At 70.2% G+C, this 18,133-nt stretch carries 15 protein-coding genes; 9 read left to right on the forward strand and 6 right to left on the reverse strand.

Translation table 11 applies throughout. The features are described from left to right. Positions 1-119: 119 nt before the first annotated feature. The gene (locus WME73_RS14975; protein WP_437916113.1) at positions 120-1,106 is read left to right on the forward strand and encodes a tetratricopeptide repeat protein; all 987 of its coding nucleotides are present in this window, start codon (positions 120-122) and stop codon (positions 1,104-1,106) included. A 128-nt stretch (positions 1,107-1,234) separates the two neighbouring features. Here WME73_RS14975 and WME73_RS14980 read toward each other — a convergent pair whose 3' ends face one another. The 5 genes from WME73_RS14980 to WME73_RS15000 form a co-directional block, all read right to left on the reverse strand. Continuing rightward, the gene (locus tag WME73_RS14980; RefSeq protein WP_437916114.1) at positions 1,235-1,594 is read right to left on the reverse strand and encodes a hypothetical protein; all 360 of its coding nucleotides are present in this window, start codon (positions 1,592-1,594) and stop codon (positions 1,235-1,237) included. Next, positions 1,549-2,790: a hypothetical protein gene (locus WME73_RS14985; RefSeq protein ID WP_437916115.1), complete on the reverse strand. Its 1,242-nt coding sequence runs from the start codon at positions 2,788-2,790 to the stop codon at positions 1,549-1,551. Before WME73_RS14985 ends, WME73_RS14980 begins: the two co-directional genes overlap by 46 nt. Before the next feature lie 203 nt (positions 2,791-2,993). After that, positions 2,994-5,273 (reverse strand): hypothetical protein, encoded by a 2,280-nt coding sequence (locus WME73_RS14990; RefSeq protein ID WP_437916117.1) that lies wholly within the window; start codon positions 5,271-5,273, stop codon positions 2,994-2,996. A gap of 24 nt (positions 5,274-5,297) precedes the next feature. Continuing rightward, the gene (locus WME73_RS14995; RefSeq protein ID WP_437916118.1) at positions 5,298-5,957 is read right to left on the reverse strand and encodes a class I SAM-dependent methyltransferase; all 660 of its coding nucleotides are present in this window, start codon (positions 5,955-5,957) and stop codon (positions 5,298-5,300) included. Next, complete coding sequence (locus WME73_RS15000) at positions 5,950-6,768, reverse strand: class I SAM-dependent methyltransferase (RefSeq protein ID WP_437746134.1); 819 nt, start codon at positions 6,766-6,768, stop codon at positions 5,950-5,952. The genes WME73_RS14995 and WME73_RS15000 overlap by 8 nt, the downstream gene beginning before the upstream one ends. Positions 6,769-7,161: 393 nt before the next feature. On the opposite strand from WME73_RS15000, the gene WME73_RS15005 reads away from it, so the two are divergent. The 5 genes from WME73_RS15005 to WME73_RS15025 all read left to right on the forward strand — a co-directional run bounded on the left by WME73_RS15005 (position 7,162) and on the right by WME73_RS15025 (position 14,506). Beyond that, the gene (locus tag WME73_RS15005; RefSeq protein WP_437916119.1) at positions 7,162-8,439 is read left to right on the forward strand and encodes a serpin family protein; all 1,278 of its coding nucleotides are present in this window, start codon (positions 7,162-7,164) and stop codon (positions 8,437-8,439) included. Between the two features lie 27 nt (positions 8,440-8,466). Continuing rightward, a complete protein-coding gene (locus WME73_RS15010; RefSeq protein ID WP_437916120.1) occupies positions 8,467-8,850 on the forward strand; it encodes a hypothetical protein in 384 nt (127 codons plus the stop codon). Positions 8,851-9,238: 388 nt separating this feature from the next. Then, positions 9,239-10,642, forward strand: a complete 1,404-nt coding sequence (locus WME73_RS15015) for an SGNH/GDSL hydrolase family protein (protein ID WP_437916121.1) — start codon at positions 9,239-9,241, stop codon at positions 10,640-10,642. 262 nt (positions 10,643-10,904) lie between these two features. Beyond that, a complete protein-coding gene (locus tag WME73_RS15020; protein ID WP_437916122.1) occupies positions 10,905-12,302 on the forward strand; it encodes a sigma-54-dependent transcriptional regulator in 1,398 nt (465 codons plus the stop codon). Between the two features lie 368 nt (positions 12,303-12,670). Further along, entirely contained in the window at positions 12,671-14,506 is a 1,836-nt protein-coding gene (locus WME73_RS15025) for a glycoside hydrolase family 43 protein (RefSeq protein ID WP_437916123.1), read from the forward strand. A 232-nt stretch (positions 14,507-14,738) separates the two neighbouring features. Here WME73_RS15025 and WME73_RS15030 read toward each other — a convergent pair whose 3' ends face one another. After that, positions 14,739-16,316: a hypothetical protein gene (locus tag WME73_RS15030; RefSeq protein ID WP_437746139.1), complete on the reverse strand. Its 1,578-nt coding sequence runs from the start codon at positions 16,314-16,316 to the stop codon at positions 14,739-14,741. 513 nt (positions 16,317-16,829) lie between these two features. Here WME73_RS15030 and WME73_RS15035 point away from each other — a divergent pair. The 3 genes from WME73_RS15035 to WME73_RS15045 are packed head-to-tail and all read left to right on the forward strand — an operon-like array spanning position 16,830 to position 18,126. Further along, entirely contained in the window at positions 16,830-17,051 is a 222-nt protein-coding gene (locus WME73_RS15035; protein ID WP_437746140.1) for a hypothetical protein, read from the forward strand. Between the two features lie 5 nt (positions 17,052-17,056). Then, positions 17,057-17,314 (forward strand): hypothetical protein, encoded by a 258-nt coding sequence (locus WME73_RS15040; RefSeq protein WP_437535862.1) that lies wholly within the window; start codon positions 17,057-17,059, stop codon positions 17,312-17,314. Then, entirely contained in the window at positions 17,311-18,126 is an 816-nt protein-coding gene (locus WME73_RS15045) for a hypothetical protein (RefSeq protein ID WP_437746141.1), read from the forward strand. The genes WME73_RS15040 and WME73_RS15045 overlap by 4 nt, the downstream gene beginning before the upstream one ends. Positions 18,127-18,133: the final 7 nt, after the last annotated feature.

The raw sequence follows: 18,133 nt of genomic DNA on the forward strand, positions 1-18,133 counted from the left end.
CGTCGGAGATGTGCTGCAGCGCGACCTCGTCGGCGATGTGCCCGAGCTCGGTCCGGTGGACAGGAGCGGCGCCGAGCTCGCCGACATGCGTCCGCCAGGTGCGCTATCCTCGCAGCGCCATGGAACGCTCACCCGACTGGCTCTCCCTATGCACCGACGCCATCGACCTGGCCGCGCAAGATGCAGAAGCCCTTGAGACCCACCTGCTGAAGAGCCCGAACGACGTCGAAGTACGCGTAAAGTTGCTCGGGTTCTATTTCAGGAACCAAGATGATGACACCCGGCGCCGACGGATAGATCACGTTCGCTGGCTAATCGCTCATCACCCAGAAATCTGCCTGGCGGCGTTCGCGCGCATCGCTCCGCATGAATGCCCGGACGCGTACAATGAGGGAAAGCGCCTCTGGTTGAGCGCGGTGTCCAACCATCCCAACGATCCCGCTATTCTCAGGAATGCCGGGAGATTTCTTTCGATCGAAGATCGAGATTTGGCCGAAGAACTGTACAGGCGAGGAACCACAGTCGAACCGGATACGTCAGACTGGCGAGAGCTCCTGGGAGGGCTGTGCTTCCTTTCCAGCATTGGTGCCACATCGCGCGAAGAACGTGTGCGACTTGCACGAGAGGCACTCGCGGAATACGAGGCGGCGCTCACGCTTGAGCGCTCTGCGCTTGGAGCGTTCGGAATTCTCATCGACATCGCAAGGGTGGCAGTCCTGTCCGAGAACTACGAACGGGCGGCCGAAGCCGCAGAGCGACTGCTCTCCGATGCCACGGATCATGTGGACACATTTGAGTACGGAAATGCCATGCATTACGCACACGTCGTTCTAGGAAAGGTCGCGATGGCACGCAGCGATTCAACCAGCGCAGTAGAGCACCTCCAGGCCGCTGGTGAGGTCCGCGGCTCGCCGCAGCTTAACACATTTGGGCCCGATTTTGAGCTCGCATCCCAGTTGTTTTCCATCGGGCATCGGGGCGCTGTTCTATCCTACATCGACGGCTGCAAGAGGTTCTGGGAGAGCGGCGCATCAGTGCTTGAAAAATGGGTGCTCGCCATCGAACGCGGCGAAACGCCAGATTTCTCTGAGCGCTGGGCGACCTGATCAACACCGCAATCGCAAAGCGGCTAGACGCCGGCAGCCGGGGAACCACATGCATTGACGCCGGCGCTGACGCTGCGGTCTGCGTGTTCGCGCGCTCCTGCTGCGAGCGCGCTCCCCCCGCCGGGGCGCTACTTCCCCGGCGCGAACGGCCCCATCGACGCTCGCCGCGTCCAGGTCGCGCCCTCTCTCACCATGCGCCTCACGTGGATCTGATAGCCGACCTCGCCGCCCACGCCGTCGCGCGCTATCTCGATCTCGTTGTAGCCGTTGTGCTCCTGCACCTCCCGGCTCGAGAGCGACGGCGCCGCGGCGATACGGATCGTCCAGTCCTCGTGCCGCTCCGGCCATTGCTCCTTGCCGAACCAGCCTGTGTGGCTGTGGCCGTGGAGCACCAGGCAGAACTCCTTGTGGGCCAGCGCGTCCTTCACCTCACCGGCGTTGATCAGGCCGCCGAAGCGGGCGAGCTCGGTGGACGGCAGCGGGGACACCGGGTGATGGAGGACCGCGATCCGGATCGGCGCGTGCCACTGCGCCCTGCGCAGGCGCTGGAGATCCGCGTTGTGGACCAGACCGGGATCGATACGCGCCACGTGGTCGCGCAGCGCCGCGGCGCGCTCCGCGTCCGGCTCCTCCAGGGCGCCTCGCCGCAGGCGGCCGATGAGCGAGAGGAGCTCGTCCCGGACCGGATCCTCCTCCTCCTGGCCGCCGAACTCCGCCGACCCGGCGGCGGCGCGGCGGGGCGGGTGGAGCGAGCGAGGTGCGCGCTGGCCCGCTCGTACCGGAGGTCGACGTCGGCGACGATCACACCTTCGTCGCCTGGCTCGAGGTACCCCGCCCGGTCCGGGAACCGCCGCAGCTCGTGGGCCTGGGCCTCATCGACATAGATCGATGTGCCGCCGCCCTCGGCGCCATCGCAATACAGCGTGGGCCGCCCGTACCGGCGCGCCTCTTCCCACACCGCTCCGGAGAGCTCTGGCAGCGTGGTGTGCGGCGTCGCGCTGGGCACGGCGAGGAAGCGGCACTCGCCGACGCGCTCGGCGATGGGCGCCACGTCGTGCGCGCCGTCCCGGAGGAGGAAATCGAGACAGGCCAGCACGCCCATGGGGCCTGGGATCCCGTCCGGCATCTCCACGGGCGCCCAGGTCTCGCCCGGGCGCATCGTGCTCCGCTCCACCGCCGCCGTGGCTCGCTTTGCGTGCAGGCCGAGGAGCCGACCCCGATGCAGCACCGGGCACACCGACTGTCCGAGCGCGGGGAGCCCCGCGCCGAGGCGCTCGTAGATGCCGGAGCGGCGCGCCGCCCGATCCACCGAGTGCGTCCCCGCCACGACCACCATGTCGCCCGCCGCGTCGGCGACGCCGCCGAGGATCTCCCAGGGGATGCTGTATTCGGGAAACACCACGATCCTTGCCCCGTACTCCAGGCAAGCCGACAGCACCGCGCGGATCCGCGCGAAGAGCTGCGCGTCGTAGGTCTCGCGGATGCGCCGCCGGAGGGCCTCGAGCCTCGGCTTGATCGCGTCGGGCACATCGGCGCGCGCCGGGAGCAGCGAATCGGCTGCTGTCCTCGGATCGAAGAGCGGGTCCTCGATCGGAGACCGCCGATCGACGATGATCGCCGGGTAATAGGCGAGCTGCGCGACAGCAACCCGTGTATACATCGCTCCCCCCGCGGCCATCTGCATTCGTTTGCTCGCTCTCCGCCGAAGCTCGACGCGCGCGCTGCTCACCGCGGAGCGCCGCGGTACTCTACGTGAAATACGTGAACGGCGAGGGATACGACACCTCCGACCGGCGGATCGGGCGTCGTGCGCCCGGAGACCTCCTGGTCACCGGGCGCTGGAACGGCGGTGGGTAGCTCCGCGCGGTGATCTCGGGTACGCGCCAGTCACCGGCGCGTGGTGGCGGACATCCGGCCCCGGCGGAACAGCGGCCGCCGGAGGTGCGGCGCCCCCAGCGCGAGCGCGGCCCCGCACGCGAGCGCGAGCGCCTGCAGGTAAAACCGCGGCAGCGTCACCACCGCCTCCAGGTGGTGCCGGCCGGGCCCGACGCGCACCGCGAAGAAGCCCGGGGCGACGCGCCGCGGGGCCAGCTCGGCGCCGCCGTCGCGCACGCGCCAGCCGCTGTACGCCGTCGCGCGGAACACGACGTCGACCGGCGCCTCGGCGTCGATGAACGCCTCGTACGCGCCCGGCTCGCGCGGCACCTCGCGCACGCTGGCGCGGGCCGCGTCGCAGCCGTCGTCGGCCACGCCCATGCGCTCGAGCGGGCCGCGTGTGGCCTCCAGCGCCACGAGCTCACCAGGCGTGTCGAGCACGGTGCGCGGCTGCTTCAGGTGCTCGAAGAGCGCCGCGAGCAGATCGGCCTCCTGGCCGCGCCACACCTCGCGCACGCACCCGAGCCCCACGTAGTCCGTGCCGCCCACCCGCCGAGACAGCTCGACCTCGCCGCGCCTGTCCACGAGCGCCCACGCCTCGGGCGGCCCCGGCCGCTGCGTGGTCAGGTGGATGAGCGTGCGGATGCCGAGCGCCTCCGCGCGCGCGGCGCTCCCGGGGCGCTCGGGCGCCACCTCGAGGAAGGCCGCCGCGTGAACGCCCACATGCGCGCCCGCGCCGGTCGAGACGGCCATCGGGACCGCGCGGCGGAGATCGGCGGCGTGCATCATCGAGCAGGTCGCGAACTCGTCCTCGACGGCGTAGCTCGCGCGGCCGTGCGGCGCCTCGGCGAGCCAGCGGGCGATGAGATCGGGGTCGAAGCCCTCGGCGGGCGGCGGGCAGCCGCGCGACGCGACGAGCGCGGCCTGCTTCTCTGCAAGGACGTGGAGATCGGCCGCGCGGGCGGGGATCTCGAGGGCCGCGACGAGCGCGAGCGCGGCCGGCAGGACCGCGGCGAGCGCGGCTGGCAGGAGCCCGGCGAGCGCGGGGCGCGAGCGGCGCGCGCCCCGCGCTGCCAGCGAGGCGCCGATGCGCGCGAGCGCCGCCGCCGCGAGGTCGAGCGCGCTGAGGATGGCCGCGGCCGCGACGAGCGGCAGGAGGGCGAGGGCGCGCATCGGCTGGAACAGCGAGAGCAGCGCGCGGCCGAGCGGGCCTGCGCCGACGATCCAGCCGCCGCTCATCGACAGGAGCAGCGCGACCGCCGACGCCGCGAGGACGGCCCGCGACGCCGGGGCGCGGAGGCGCGTCGCATGGAGGAAGCAGGCGGCGATCCACGCGGAGCCGATCACCGGGGCGTGCTCGTGGTCCAGCAGGTCGCCATCGAGCATCCACGGCAGCACGCGCTCGGGCCCGAAGCCGATGTGCCGCCAGCCGAGGCCGGCGGGCCAGCCGAAGGGCGCGGCCATCGACGCGATGCCGGGGCCGTAGAGCGCGGCCGCGACCAGGCCGCCGCCGGCGAGCGAGCGGAGCACGCGGGCGCACAGCCGCCGATCCCACGCGGCGATCGCGGCCGCGCCCAGGACGGCGGCGCTCACCGTGAAGACCTGCGGGTGCGTCGCCGCGCAGGCGGCGGCGAGCGCCGGTCCGAGCTCGAAGCGGGCGGGGCGGATCACCGCGGCGGCCCACGCGATGACGAGGGGGATGACCAGGATCTGCGAGAGCAGCCCGAGGAGGAAGAACGATGGCCACCCGCCGGCGAACTGCACGTACGGCGCGACCCACGCGAGCGCCACCGCGCCGGCGGCGGCCGACGCGGGCCGCGCGCCGACCGCGCGGGCCGCGGCGAGGACGACCAGCGGGGCCCCGACGAAGGCAGCGAAGCCGAGCCCCTTCACCGCGACCACCGGCGCGACGCCGAGGCGGATCAGCGCCGCCACGAGCAGCCAGCCGACCGGTGGGTAGTGCAGCGCGATCGGGAAGCCGCCGTTGTTCGTGGCAATCCACCCGTGCGGCAGGCCGCTCGTCGCGATGTCGTAGGCGATGGCGAGGTGCGAGATCGTGTCCTTCGACAGCGCGGCGCCGGGCCCGGCGAGCGCGGGCGCGTCGCGCAGCGCGGGCAGGAGCGCCACCACCACCGCCGCCGCCGCGGCGAGCCAGGCGAGGCGCGGCGCGGGCCCGGGCGCGACGGGTACGGCCGGCGCGGGCGCGGGCGCGATGGGGCCGGCGGCCGCGTCCGCGCGGAGCTCGGCCAGCCGGAGGACGAGGACGCCGAGCGCGAGCAGGAGGTAGAGCATCAGCGGAGCTCGCCGTCGCCCGGGTCAGCCCGGGGCGCGTTGCCAGGTGCCGAGGAGCGACCAGCCGGTGAGCGTGCGCCGCACCGACACGAGCCGCATCCGCTCCCCGACGTCGAGCGCCGCGAGGCTGCGCTCGTCGAACTTGCTCGGGTGGATGTGCTTGCGCGAGAAGCCGTCGCGGCGCGCGATCCACTCGAGCACCGTGGCCTCGAGGAGCGGCAGCGTCGACAGGCGGCCGTAGTTCGGGGTCGTGAGCAGCAGCGCGCCGCCCGGCGCGAGGCGCGCCGAGAGCCCGCGCGCCCAGCGCGACGGATCGAGGGTGTGCTCGACGACCTCCTTCGCGAGCACGACGTCGAACGGGCCGTCGAACCCGCCGCCCGTCGGGAGCTCGTAGGGCCCCGGACAGACGGCGAAGCGCGCTGCGCGCGCCGGGTAGAGGCGCCGGCACGCCGCGATGGCGCGCGCGTCGAGATCGCAGCCGTAGAGCTCGGTCGCGGGCGGCGCGCCGGGGATCTCCCCTTCGAGGCCGCAGCCGACGAGGAGCACGCGCGGGCGCAGGCCGCGCGCGGCGATGGCGCGGGCGAGGGGGCGGGTGAGCGCGCCGTGGTAGAGCGACCACGGGAACCGCTCGCGGCGGCGGTGGTTCGAGAAGTAGTCGCCGGGCGGCGCCGCCGTTTCAGCCATCGGGCCCTGCCTGCGCCACGAGCAGGTACTCGGCGGCCGCGTCGCCGCCCGGGGCGAGGCGCCCGAGCGCGTTGACCATGGCGCGCGCCACGTCGACGGTGAGCGGGCGGAGCGCTGGCATCGCGATCCAGCGGCCGGTGAGCTTGCGCATCACGTAGCCGAGCAGGCTCGGGTACAGCATGAAGTCGAACGCCCACGAGGTCGGCCGGCCCGCGATGGGGCGCGTCTCCACGAGGTCGAAGCCCGCGCGCGCGAGGTGATCGCGCCAGCCCGCCTCGTCGTAGAGGTGGACGTGCGAGAAGACCCGATCGAGCGCGTCGCCGTACGCGCGCGAGAGGCCGACCAGGCCCACGGAGCGGAGCGCCTCGGGCAGGGCGAGCTGGTACGTCCAGTCGGGCGTGGGCACGATGAGCACGAACCGCGCCCCGGGCCTGAGCGCGCGCCGGATGTTCACGAGGGCGCCGTGGAGATCGGGCACGTGCTCGAGGCTGCAGTTGGCGATGGCGCTGCCGAAGAACCCCTCGGGCAGGTGGACGTTGACGATGTTGCCGCAGATGAGCGTGCGGTACGACGCGGTCCGCTGCGCGCGCTGCACCTCGGTCGGGTTGATGTCGATGCCCCACGCCTGCTTGTCCGGGTAGGCGAGGCGCGCGAACAGGCCGTCGCCGCAGCCGACGTCGAGCAGCGGCTCCGGCAGATCGAGCTCGCGCACGGCGCGCAGCCGCACGCACTCGCGGATGGCGAGCGCCGCGGGCGCGAAGGCGTAGTAGGCGGAGAAGTCGTCCGCGTCGAGCGGCCACTCTCGGTCCATGGGAGCGCTCATCACCCGTGGAGGCGCAAGGAGCGCCGGTACGCGCGGACCGCTCCGGTCGGGTGCGGACCGTCCGTCGGTTCGACGATGGCCGTGAGCGCTTCGAGAGCGCGGTGCCGCAGGGTCATGCGCCCCATCCTAACATCGGATCGGCGCTCCCCGGGGCGGCGGGCGCGCGGCGGAAGCTGCGCCACAATGGGCCAGCTCTGCCTCATCGATCGCAGACGCCGCTCCGCGGCGCTCCCGGCCAGCGGAGCGTCGTTATCCACAGGTGCCCTGGGTCAGCGGGGAGTCGGCGCCCACGGGCCGCAATGGCCCTCGCCTCGCTCTGGCACGACGCCTGCTCTGCCGGGCCGCATGCGCAAACGCCAGGCCCTCTCAGCCCTCCTTCCATTGTCCCTGATCTTCGCCGGCTGCATCTCCGGCCGCTCCGATCCGGAACCAGAGCCGTCATCCTCCGGGTGCAGCGACCCAGGCGCCCCGCCGTGCGTCGCCGCCTCCGAGAAGCAACAGATCCTCGACCCGCAGGTGTCGGACGTCGAGCGCGATGATCTCGGTTGGGGCAACTCGATCTTTGCGCTCGACCTTTACCGCCAGCTCAGCGCCGAGCCGGGCAACTTCTTCTACTCGCCGTACAGCGTGTCGAGCGCTCTGGCGATGACGTACGCGGGAGCGCGTACGGAGACGGAGGAGCAGATGAAGCGCACGCTGCAATTCAAGCTGCGGCAGGAGCGGCTGCATCCGGCATTCAACGTCCTGAATCGGGCGCTCGTGAGCTACGGCCCGGAAGCGAACGGGGCGGGCCGCCCGGGGTTCCAGCTCCACGTCGTCAATGCGCTCTGGGGGCAGGACGGTCATCCGTTCCTGCCTTCGTTCCTCGACGTGCTCGCGGAGCATTACGGGGCCGGGATGCGCCTCGTCGACTTCGCAGGGGCGGCCGAGGGGGCGCGGAAGGTCATCAACGGCTGGGTGGCCGAGCGCACCGAGGACCGGATCGCGGACCTTCTGCAGGAGGGCGAACTCCAGAGCACCACGCGGCTCGTGTTGACGAACGCCATCTATTTCAAAGCGCCGTGGATGTTCCCCTTCGACGAGGACGCGACGGCCCCGGGCGACTTCACGGTGGCGGACGGCTCCACGGTGTCCGTGCCGATGATGACCACCACGGCGGAGATGCGATATAAAGACAGCGACGGGTACCAGGTGGTCGAAGTGCCGTACGAGGAAGACCGTCTGTCCATGGTGCTCGTGCTGCCGCCGGACCTCGGCGAGTTCGAGGCAGGCCTCAATTACGGGCGTCTCAGCGAGCTCCTCGTCTTTCGGGAAACGCGGAACGTCACCATCACGCTACCGAAATTCAGGGTGGAGTCGCGGTTCGATCTCATCCCGCCCCTCCGCGAGCTTGGGATGACCGCCCCGTTCACCAACGCGGATTTCTCGGGGATCGACGGGGCGCGAAACCTGTCCATCAGCGCGCTGGTCCACCAGGCGTTCGTCGACGTGAACGAGGCCGGCACGGAGGCCGCGGCGGCGACGGCGGTGGTCGTCGGCGAGAGGGCGGCGCCCGACCCTGCGGTCATCCGCTTCGATCGACCGTTCGTGTTCTTCATCCAGAACAAGGCGGAGCGAACGATCCTGTTTGCGGGCCGCGTGGCCGATCCGTCGAGGTAAGGCCTCCAAGCCCGCCGCGGCGCTGGGATGACCACGCAGGAACTCGTCGAGCAGTTCATCGAGCTGGGACGCACGAAGGGGATGGCGCGGGCGACGATCGAGCTCTACGAAGCTCGGTTCGGAGCCATGCCGCCGCCTCTCCGGTTGGTCGTGGAGGCCATGCGCGACCTGCCGACGCTCCGGGCGTGGCACCTCCTCGCCGGCACCGGGACGCGCGAGGACGTGCATGAGGCCCTCCGCCGCCGGTCCCTCCGAGCGCTCCGTCCTGACCCCCACCGCGAGGTCATTCCTCGGACCGGTGCGCCGCCAGCGCCGGGCTGGCCGGCGCGCCGCCCGCGCGGCCCGCGGCGGCCTCGGGTCATGGGTCGAAGCGCCTCGACGACGCGTCGCGCCGGGTGTTACCGAACGTAACGCGAGCGCATCGAAGCGTTACCGAACGTAACGCCACGTGGTCGGACGGCGCGCCCCGGGCGTCCTCCCGGCGATGAACCGAGTAGTAGTTCGAGTCCTCGTGTGACACACTCGATGGCGCGTGTGAGGGACATGGCATCGGCCCGCGCTCTCCCGCGCGCCTCCGGACATCGACGGTGGGCAGCGCAGCCATCCAGATGAGCTCTTCGATCGATCGGGGCTCGATCCGGGCGACGCTGCGCGCACGAGCGAACCGGCGCGCTATCGGCTGAAATCAAAAAATTCGAAAGTTCGAATGCGCTGAAGGAGCTGCTGGTCGGCGGGGGCGGTGCGCCGAGGGGCAATTCGAACGATCGCGAACACAGCAATCTTTCGAGCGTCGAGGACCATGCGAAGAATACTTTGTGCTCTTCTGTTTTTGGCTGTCGCCGGCTGCGGCGATGACACGGACACCACGACATCGAGCAGCACGTCGAGCTCGACGTCCAGCTCGAGCAGCGCGGCGAGCTCCGGCGGGGGTGATGCCTCTGGCGGCGGCGGCGGCGATGGCGGCGGCGACACCGGAGGGGGCGGCGCTGGCGCCACCGGCGGCGGCGGGGCCACGGGCGTCGGTGGCGGCGACGGCGGCGGCGGAGGCGCCGGCGGCGCGGCGGAGGCGCACTGGGTCGGGACGTGGACGACCGGTCCGCAGCTGACCGAGACCAACAACAACCCGCCCGCGCCGGGCCTGGCCAACAACACGCTGCGCCAGGTGATCTATACGTCGATCGGCGGCAAGGGCGTGCGACTGCTGCTCTCGAACGAGTACGGCGACGGGCCGGTGACCATGGAGTCGGTCCACATCGCGGAGTCGACGACCGCCGACGGCATCGACGTTGCCACCGACCATGCCCTGAAGTTTGCGGGGGCCGATGCGGTGACCATCCCGGTGGGGAAGACCGCCTTCTCCGATCCGATCGAGTACACCATCAAGCCCCTCACCAAGATGGCGGTGACCATCAAGTTCGGCGCCGTGCCGGCCGGGATCACCGGACACCCGGGCTCGCGGACCAACTCGTATATCCAGACCGGCAACGGGGTCTCGGCGGCGAACCTGACCTCCCCTGTGTCCACGGCGCACTGGTACTACATCACGGGCCTCGACGTCGATGCGGTCCCCGAGGCAGCGGCGGTCGTCGTCCTGGGTGACTCGATCACCGACGGCCGCGGCTCGGACACGGACGGGAACACCCGCTGGCCGGACTTCCTGTCTCGCCGGCTGCGGTCCAATCAGGGGACCCAGCACGTCGCCGTGCTGAACCAGGGGATCGGCGGGGGCCGAGTGCTGGCCGGCGGGCTCGGGCCGACCGCCAAGGATCGCTTCCAGCGTGACGTCCTGGACCAGCGCGGCGCCAAGTGGCTGATCATTTTCGAGGGCGTGAACGACATCGGCGGCAACAGCGTGCCGAACGTCGCCGATGAGCTGATCAAGGCCTATGGCGAGTTCATCACCAAGGCGCACGATAAAGGGATGCGCGTTTACGGAATGCCCATCACGCCGTTCAAAGGCAACAAGGACTACGACACCGCCGAGCACGAGGCCACCCGCCAGGCGGTCAACACATGGATCCGCATGAGCGGCAAGTTCGACGCGGTTATCGATGTGGAACCGGAGATCCTCGACCCCACCGATCCTTTCCGGGTGAATCCTGAGCTTGACTTCCAGGATGACGGCCTGCACTTCAACCCGACTGGCTTGGAGGCGATAGCGAATGCCATCGACCTCACGCTGTTCGTCCCCCAACCCGAATAAAGCGGAGGCCGCTCGTGGGGGGCGCCCGATCGGGCGCGCGGAGCTCGGAGCCCCTGCGCGCCCGGTGAAGACCCCCCGCTTCCCCGGCGAAGACCCCCCCGCTCCCCCGGTGGAGAATGCGCCTCGGTCCTCGCATGGCGCTGCGATCAGTAACCTGGACAACTGAGCTGCTGGAGTTGACGCGTTGCGCCATGCGTCCTCGCGTATTCAGCCGCAACGGTCCTGAGTAGCCTTGTCCCATGCGCGGGCTCGAGGTGGCGCCGTGAGCCGGATCCTGCTGGTCGAGGACGAGGTCGTCATCCGGACGGAGCTCCGGCGGCTGCTCGTTCGTCATGGGCACGACGTCATCGAGGCGGGGTCGGTCGAGGATGCCTCGGCGGATCACGATCTGCGCGCGTTCGATCTCGTGCTGGCCGACGTGCGCCTGCCGGGCGCGCCGGGCACCGCGCTCGTCGGGCAGTGCGGCGGCGCGCCGGTCGTGCTCATGACGAGCTACGCCACGGTGAAGGCGGCCGTGGACGCCGTGAAGCGCGGCGCTGCGGATTACCTGTCGAAGCCGTTCGATCATGCCGAGCTCGTCGCCCTCCTCGACCATCATCTCCCCGGCGCGCGGCCTGCGGGGAGCGCGCTCCCCGACGTCGCGAAAGGCGCCTCGGTGCCCGCGCCGCCTGCGCCGCCCGTGCCGCCTACGACTGAAGACGACGAGCTCGATGGCATGGTCGGCGGCTCTGCGGCCATGCGCGAGGTGTTCGCGCGGGTGCGCAAGGTCGCCCCGAGCGAGGCGACGCTGCTCGTCCTCGGCGAGAGCGGCACGGGCAAGGAGACGCTCGCCCGCGCCGTGCACCGGCTGAGCCCGCGCAGGCAGCTGGCGTTCGTCCCGGTCCACTGCGCGGCCATCCCCGAGGGGCAGATCGAGGGGGAGCTCTTCGGATACGAGCGCGGCGCCGTCCCCGGCGCGATCTCGGCGCGCGCTGGGCTCTGCGAGGCCGCGGAGGGCGGGACGCTGCTGCTCGACGAGGTCGCCGAGCTGCCGCCCAAGGTCCAGGCGCGGCTCCTCCGCTTCCTCCAGACGGGCGAGGTGCGGCGCGTGGGCGCGACCCGCGCCCGGCGCGTCGACGTGCGCCTCATCGCGGCGACGCGCCGAGATCTCGTGGCGATGGTGCGCGACGGATCGTTCATGAGCGACCTCTACTTCCGGCTGCGGGTCCTCGAGATCCGCCTCCCGCCGCTGCGCGAGCGGCCGGGCGATGCGCTGCGCCTCGCGGAGTCGCTGCTCCGGCGGCGCGCGTGGGCGATGGGCCGCGCGCCGCTCACGCTGACGCCGGAGGCGCGCGCCGCCATCGCGGCGGCCCCCTGGCCGGGCAACATCCGGGAGCTGGAGAACGCCGTTCATCGCGCGATGGTGCTCGCCGATGCGAGCGAGATCGGGCTGGAGCTGCTCGGGCTCGACGCGCCCCCTCAACCGCCGTTGACCGCGCCTGCCGCGGACGCGCACGAGGGAGAGCCCCCGTCCGACTCTCTCGAGGGTTATTTCCGCCGCTTCGTCCTCGAGCACCAGCACGAGCTGACGGAGACCGAGATCGCCCGCCGCCTCGGCATCAGCCGCAAGGCGCTGTGGGAGCGGCGGCAGCGGCTCGGGATCCCCCGGCCGCGCTCCTGAGCCTCCGTCGACGGCGGCGCGCCCCCGTCAATTTTGGTTGACTGGTGGAATGTGAACGTTCACAATTGACTCAGGCGCGCTCGGGCAGGGCGGTGACCTGACAAAGCCTCCCTTGGGCTGGCATTTTTCGCGGGAGGTTGAACAGGGAGGCGGGGAGACGGGGCGATCGGTGGAATTTTACTCCCCGTCTCCCTGCCTCCCTGTGAATTTTCCCGAAAATTTCGGGCGAACGCTTCTGGACGGCGACCGCGCGACAACGCCGGGTCGTCCCGACCAAGGAGCCGCGTCGCCTCGACGCGTTCGTTTTTCTTTTGTCTGACAGCCGCGCGCCACGCGCTCTCGCTGACACCTCTTATCGGGCCATCACCATGCACTTCCCTTCCCGACCTATCAACACCCGCTCTCTCAACCGACGCGCAGGCGGTGCGGCGTCTGCTGCCTGTCTCCTCGCTCTCCTCGCAGGTTGTAGCGGGGAGTCGCAGGTGGGCGACGGTGATGGCGGCGGTGGCGCCACGGGCGCGACGACCGGCCCTGGAGCGGGCGTTTCGAGCAGCAGCGGCTCGGGCGGGAGCGATGGGCAAACGACGAGCGGCGGTTCGACGAGCGCCAGCGGAAGCTCGGCCGCGTCCGGGGGAGGTGACCCCGGCGCCGGCGGCGGCGACGGCGGCGACGGCGGCGGCGCCCCCGCCGTCTGCCCCGAGACCTACTCCAATCCTCTCCTCTGGCAAGACCTCCCCGATCTGGAGGTCATTCGCGTGGACGACACGTACTACTACACGGCGTCCACCTTCCACCATGCGCCTGGAGCGCCCCTGCTCCGCTCCTACGATCTGGTCCACTGGGAATACGTCTCCCACTCCGTTCCCCTGCTGGACGTCGACCCGTCATACGACCTGAGCGGGGGTCGATCCTATGTCAACGGCATCTGGGCTTCCACGCTCCAGTACCGGGAGAGCAACAAGACCTTCTACTGGATGGGCTGCATGCACAACAAGGGCGGCGGCTGGGTCTTCACGGCCAAGTCCCCCGAAGGTCCGTGGGAGAAGCACAAGGGCGGCTGCTACTACGACATGGGGCTGTTGATCGACGACGACGACACCATGTACGTGGCTTCCGGAAACAACACGATCAGCGTGGCGCAGCTGAGCGCAGACGGCTTCAGCCAGGTCAAGAGTCAGACGGTGTTCCAGACGCCGGGCAACCTCTCCGGACCGCTGGAGGGCTCTCGCTTCATCAAGAAGGACGGGAACTACTACATCTTCACCACGCAATACGCGAACGGTGAGTACGTGCTTCGCTCGACGAGCGGGCCCTTTGGTCCCTACGAGCTGCGGCCCTTCGCGGTCAAGCTGCCCTACGCCGGCGCTCCGGGCTCCGGCGGCGCCCCGCACCAGGGCGGCGTCGTCCAGACGCAGAACGGCGACTGGTACTACCTCGGGTTCAACGACTCGTACCCGGCGGGCCGCATCCCGGTGATGGCCCCGATGACCTGGGCCGACGGCTGGCCCTCGCTCACCCTGGTGGACGGCAAATGGGGAGGTACGTACCCCTTCCCGAACCTGCCTTGCGGATCGAACCGGGTGAAGCCGCCTGTGACCAAGGACACCTTCGCGGAGGCGACCCTGCGCCCCGAGTGGGAGTGGAACCACAACCCCGACAGCACCAAGTGGTCGTCCGGGGCCGGGCTGACCCTGCAAGCCGCGACGGTGACCAACGATCTGTACGCCGCGCGAAACACGCTGACGCGCCGCATCGAAGGGCCCGTGTCGATCGCGACGATCGAGCTCGATCATAGCAAGATGCAGAACGGCGATGTCGCCGGCCTCGCTGCCCTGCGCGACATGTCGGCGTGGATCGGGGTCAAGAAGGCAAACGGGGCGACGCGCGTCGTGATGACCAATGGGGTCAACATGAACACCTCCTGGGCCACGACGAGCACGGGCACCGAGGTGGCTTCCGCCGAGGCGTCCGGCAACACGATCTGGCTGCGCGTGGAGGCCAACGTCCGCACGGATAACGGCGGCGCGCAGGCGCGCTTCTCCTACAGCACGGACGGCGCCCGATTCACCAACCTGGGCAACACGCTCAACATGAACAAGAACTGGCAGTACTTCCTCGGCTACCGGTTCGGCATCTTCAACTACGCCACACAGTCTCTGGGCGGCTCGGTGAAGGTCGCGTCCTTCGAGGTAACCAAGCCGTAAGATGGGAGCCGGCCGCCTGCATGGTCATCCGCGTGGCCGAGAGCGAGAGGCCCACGGGCCCGCTCGAGGGCGCGTTGGGTCGCCCGCCGGCTCGCGCACCGTGGGGGGTGGCATCGAGCCGGCGGCGTTCATCGATGACGATGGCGAGGCGTGCCTTGACGGGGGGTTGGCTCCCACGGGCCGCTCCTGCGCAGGGGCGAGTGGGCCGTGGGGGAGGCGGAGCGGGGCGAGCCTAGTTCTTCGTCGGCGCGGGCGCGCCGCTCTGGATCCACTGGCGGAGGGCCGCGAGCTCAGCGCTCGTCACGCTCGGCTTGCCATCCGCGGCCTGCGGCATGACGCCCGTCTGGCAGGTGCCTCCGGCAGAAGGCCTGCATCCGGCGCTCCCGGCCGTCCCTGCGACCTTGAGGTAGAGCCAGCTCTGGTCCGGATTTCCCGGGACCACGAGCTTGAACTGCCCGCCGCCCTTGGCGGCCTTGTTGACGAGGCCCGCGACGATGTCCGTCGAGCTGATGTCGCCGCCGAGCGACAGACCTGCTGCGGGACCGGTCGACGGCGCGGCGTGGCAACCGCTGCACTTGTGGATCGCGCTCTCGAAGATCGGACGGACGGTGGTGTGGAACACGCCGGACTCCTCGGGCAGGGGATTCCCCGGATCCGGATCCGGCTTCAGGTCGGGATTGATGACCTGAGCGATCGCGTCCATCTCGTAGCACTGGGCGGCCACCGCGTCCTTCAGCTTCTGGTCGGTGGGCGACATGCCCTTGGCGACACGGTACTTTTCCCAGACGTTGTCGATCCAGCCGTGCAGCTTCCAGAACATGTAGTTGTCGATGTTCGTGAACTGGTTGCCGAGGCCGTGATCGGTGTTCTGGGGGCGCACCCACTTGAAGTGGAGATCCCCGTGCAGGCCGCTGGCCTGCAGGTTGGTGCCCGGGATGGCCTGGCCGGCGAAGCACTGGAGCCACATACCGAGCGCGCCCTCGTCCGGGAAGCGGCTCAGGTTCTCCGGCTTGTCGATCTCGTCGCCGATCTTCGCGTTGGCGAGCGTCGTGGCGCTCCAGGGCCTGAAGTCCGATCTCCACTGCTGGGGCAGCTCCTCCGCCGTCGTGGGGAACTTCTTGAAGCCCTCGAACTGCTCCGAGTGCTTCGGCCAGAGCTGCTTCAGCGACTGGATCATGTGCCGGTGCATGGCGAGGAACTGGAAGCCGTCGCCCGTCGTCTTGCACTCCTGGTCCGACGGGACCGGGACCGCCGACCTGCAGATATTGACCCTGCTCATGCCCATGCCGCCATTGCAGCGCCGGATGCTATGCCACTCGAAGTGGGCGGCTTGCCATTCGTTCTCCTCCATCCAGGCGATGACTTCCGGCTGAACCGTGAGATCGATCTGGTTGTTCTTCACGAACTCCGCCGAGCCGTCCTTCATCGTCGCGTCGCTGGGATGGGGATCATAACCATCCACGCAATGATCCTTCGGGTGCGTGTCGCCCGTCCCGCTCGAGCCGCCGGTGCCACCGGTGGGATCTCCGGTCGACGAGGAGGAGCCCGTGGTCGCGCCGGAGGTGGAGGGGTCGCCGGTGCCGGCGCCGCTCGTGCCGGGGCCGGCGCTTGTGCCGGTCAACGACGAGGTCGTGGTGGAGGTGGACGACACGCCGGCGCCGCCTGCTCCACCAGAGCCCCCGACGTCGGGATCTTCGCCGCCACAGGCGCCCAGCAGCAAGGCCGTAACGCACGAGAGGAAACCGAACGTGCGTTGAGACCTCTTGCCCAATGACACGGTGGACGGACCTGCCTGATCGTTGATTCGCATGGTGCTCCTCGTTACCGCTGGATGCCGGACCGCTGGGTGCCGGGTGCATGCTTCCGCGCAGCCGCTGAGCCAGACGCCAGATGGAGCATCGGCCAACCGCCGGTAGTATTTGCGTAGCACGAGGCTTCCGAGCAGAGAAGCGGGTGTAAATTTGCTCCAAAACGATCATCGCCGTCGTTGGATGAGCCGCGGGGAGAGGGAAAGTAAAGAGTATTTAGTATGTCAAGGGTGATCGCCGCTCACCCTGGTGATTGAGGGTTCCGTGCGCCATCCGCCTTCCTCTTGGAAAAGTGAAGCTGTATCGATGGTTGATCCCGTTCAGTGAGGCCATAAATTGCCCGTTTCTGCCCAGCCGTTCCGCTGACCTCCGAGATCAAGGGGGCGCCATGGGAAGGCGAGCTCCGCAGGCCAGCGATGCTGGACGCGGCGAGCGACCTCATCCGTCGTTGATCGAACAGGGCGTCTGTCTCGGCGACCTCGTGACGCTTCAAACCCTGAAGGAGGGTATCGCGTTTGCGCTGCGGCGCGAACACCGCGGCTCTCGAGCGCCGGCTCGCGCGTGGGCAGCTCGATGAGCTCTCGGAGATCGTCACGGAGCACGTGGGTCGGCCCGCGGGCGCTTCCTCTGCCTCGTTGACCCTCTCGCGCGGCGCGGTCTACCTTGCGAGCGCCCCCATGACCATCCACGTCGTCCGCCTGGGCGAGCTCCCGGCCGTCATGGCGCGTCGCTGCTGAGCGCGATGCTCCCGGCGGACGAGGTCATCAAGAAGCTGGTGCACGTGCTCGCGCCGTACCTCGGCGAGAACATGGCGCGCGCGGCCGTGCGCAGCCAGGCGGACAAGCTGGGTTTCAAGCACGGGCGCCTCTCCCCGGCCGACGTGGAGCGCTTGCTCGCCGCGGTCGCGCCGGGGCTCGGCGTGTTCGTCGGGCGCGACAAGGCCCAGCGGATCCTCGACGAGGCGCGCGCCGCGATCGGGGCGCAGGGAGGAGCTCGATGACGCGAGTCCCCGTTCGCCGCGTGGCGCCGGTGGTGGTGACGATCGTGTGCGCGGTGTACGTCCCGCGCCTCCTGCCACAGGCCGCCGAGCTCTCCGAGCGGATCCTCCCGACGTCGGTCGTCGACACCGTGGGTCCGCTCGTGCGGCTCGCGTGCCTCGCGGTCGCCGCCGTGTTCGGCCTGCGCAGCGCCGCGCGCCTCGAGCGCGACAACCCGGCGCGCGGCCCGTGGTTCCTGCTCGGCGCGTGGCTCGCGCTCTTCACCCTGGGCCAGGTCGGGCTCGTGTACTATCCGCTCGTCGCGCGCGCGCCCACGCCGCTGCCGTCGATCGCGGACGCCGCGTTCCTCCTGGGATATGCGATGCTGATCGCCGCGTCGGTGCGCTTCGTCTTCGTGTACCGCGCGTCCGGCTTCCCCGTCGGCAGCGCGCGCGAGCACCTCGGCATCGCCGCGGGCGCCGCGGCGGCGATGGCGATCGTCGGTTATCCCCTGCTCGCCCCGATCGCGCGCGCGCCGGTGCCGCTCGGCGAGCGGCTCATCAACATCGCCTATCCCATCCTCGATCTGATCGCGCTCGTCCCCGCGCTGGTGATGCTGCGGATCACGCGCGCCTTCCGCGGCGGCAAGGTGTGGGCGATCTGGGGATCGCTGCTCGCGGGCTGCGCGCTCATGGCCGTGGGAGACATCCTGTTCGCGTTCTTCTCCTCGGCGAAGATGACCGCGTTCGGGCCAGGCGTGGACATGATGTTGCTCCTCGGGTACTTCGCGGCGGCGTGCGGGACGATGCTGCAATACGAGACGATCACCGACTGACGACGGT

This window comes from Sorangium sp. So ce302 (genome assembly GCF_051530145.1).
GTDB classification, from domain to species: Bacteria; Myxococcota_A; Polyangia; order Polyangiales; family Polyangiaceae; genus Sorangium; species Sorangium cellulosum_B.

Excerpts from the sequence above, each read along its gene's own strand:
- WME73_RS14975 (WP_437916113.1), top strand. The coding sequence starts at position 120 with ATGGAACGCTCACCCGACTGGCTCTCCCTATGCACCGACGCCATCGAC.
- WME73_RS14985 (WP_437916115.1), bottom strand. The coding sequence starts at position 2,790 with ATGCAGATGGCCGCGGGGGGAGCGATGTATACACGGGTTGCTGTCGCG.
- WME73_RS14990 (WP_437916117.1), bottom strand. The coding sequence starts at position 5,273 with ATGCTCTACCTCCTGCTCGCGCTCGGCGTCCTCGTCCTCCGGCTGGCC.
- WME73_RS14995 (WP_437916118.1), bottom strand. The coding sequence starts at position 5,957 with ATGGCTGAAACGGCGGCGCCGCCCGGCGACTACTTCTCGAACCACCGC.
- WME73_RS15000 (WP_437746134.1), bottom strand. The coding sequence starts at position 6,768 with ATGGACCGAGAGTGGCCGCTCGACGCGGACGACTTCTCCGCCTACTAC.
- WME73_RS15010 (WP_437916120.1), top strand. The coding sequence starts at position 8,467 with ATGACCACGCAGGAACTCGTCGAGCAGTTCATCGAGCTGGGACGCACG.
- WME73_RS15015 (WP_437916121.1), top strand. The coding sequence starts at position 9,239 with ATGCGAAGAATACTTTGTGCTCTTCTGTTTTTGGCTGTCGCCGGCTGC.
- WME73_RS15025 (WP_437916123.1), top strand. The coding sequence starts at position 12,671 with ATGCACTTCCCTTCCCGACCTATCAACACCCGCTCTCTCAACCGACGC.
- WME73_RS15030 (WP_437746139.1), bottom strand. The coding sequence starts at position 16,316 with ATGCGAATCAACGATCAGGCAGGTCCGTCCACCGTGTCATTGGGCAAG.
- WME73_RS15040 (WP_437535862.1), top strand. The coding sequence starts at position 17,057 with ATGCTCCCGGCGGACGAGGTCATCAAGAAGCTGGTGCACGTGCTCGCG.
- WME73_RS15045 (WP_437746141.1), top strand. The coding sequence starts at position 17,311 with ATGACGCGAGTCCCCGTTCGCCGCGTGGCGCCGGTGGTGGTGACGATC.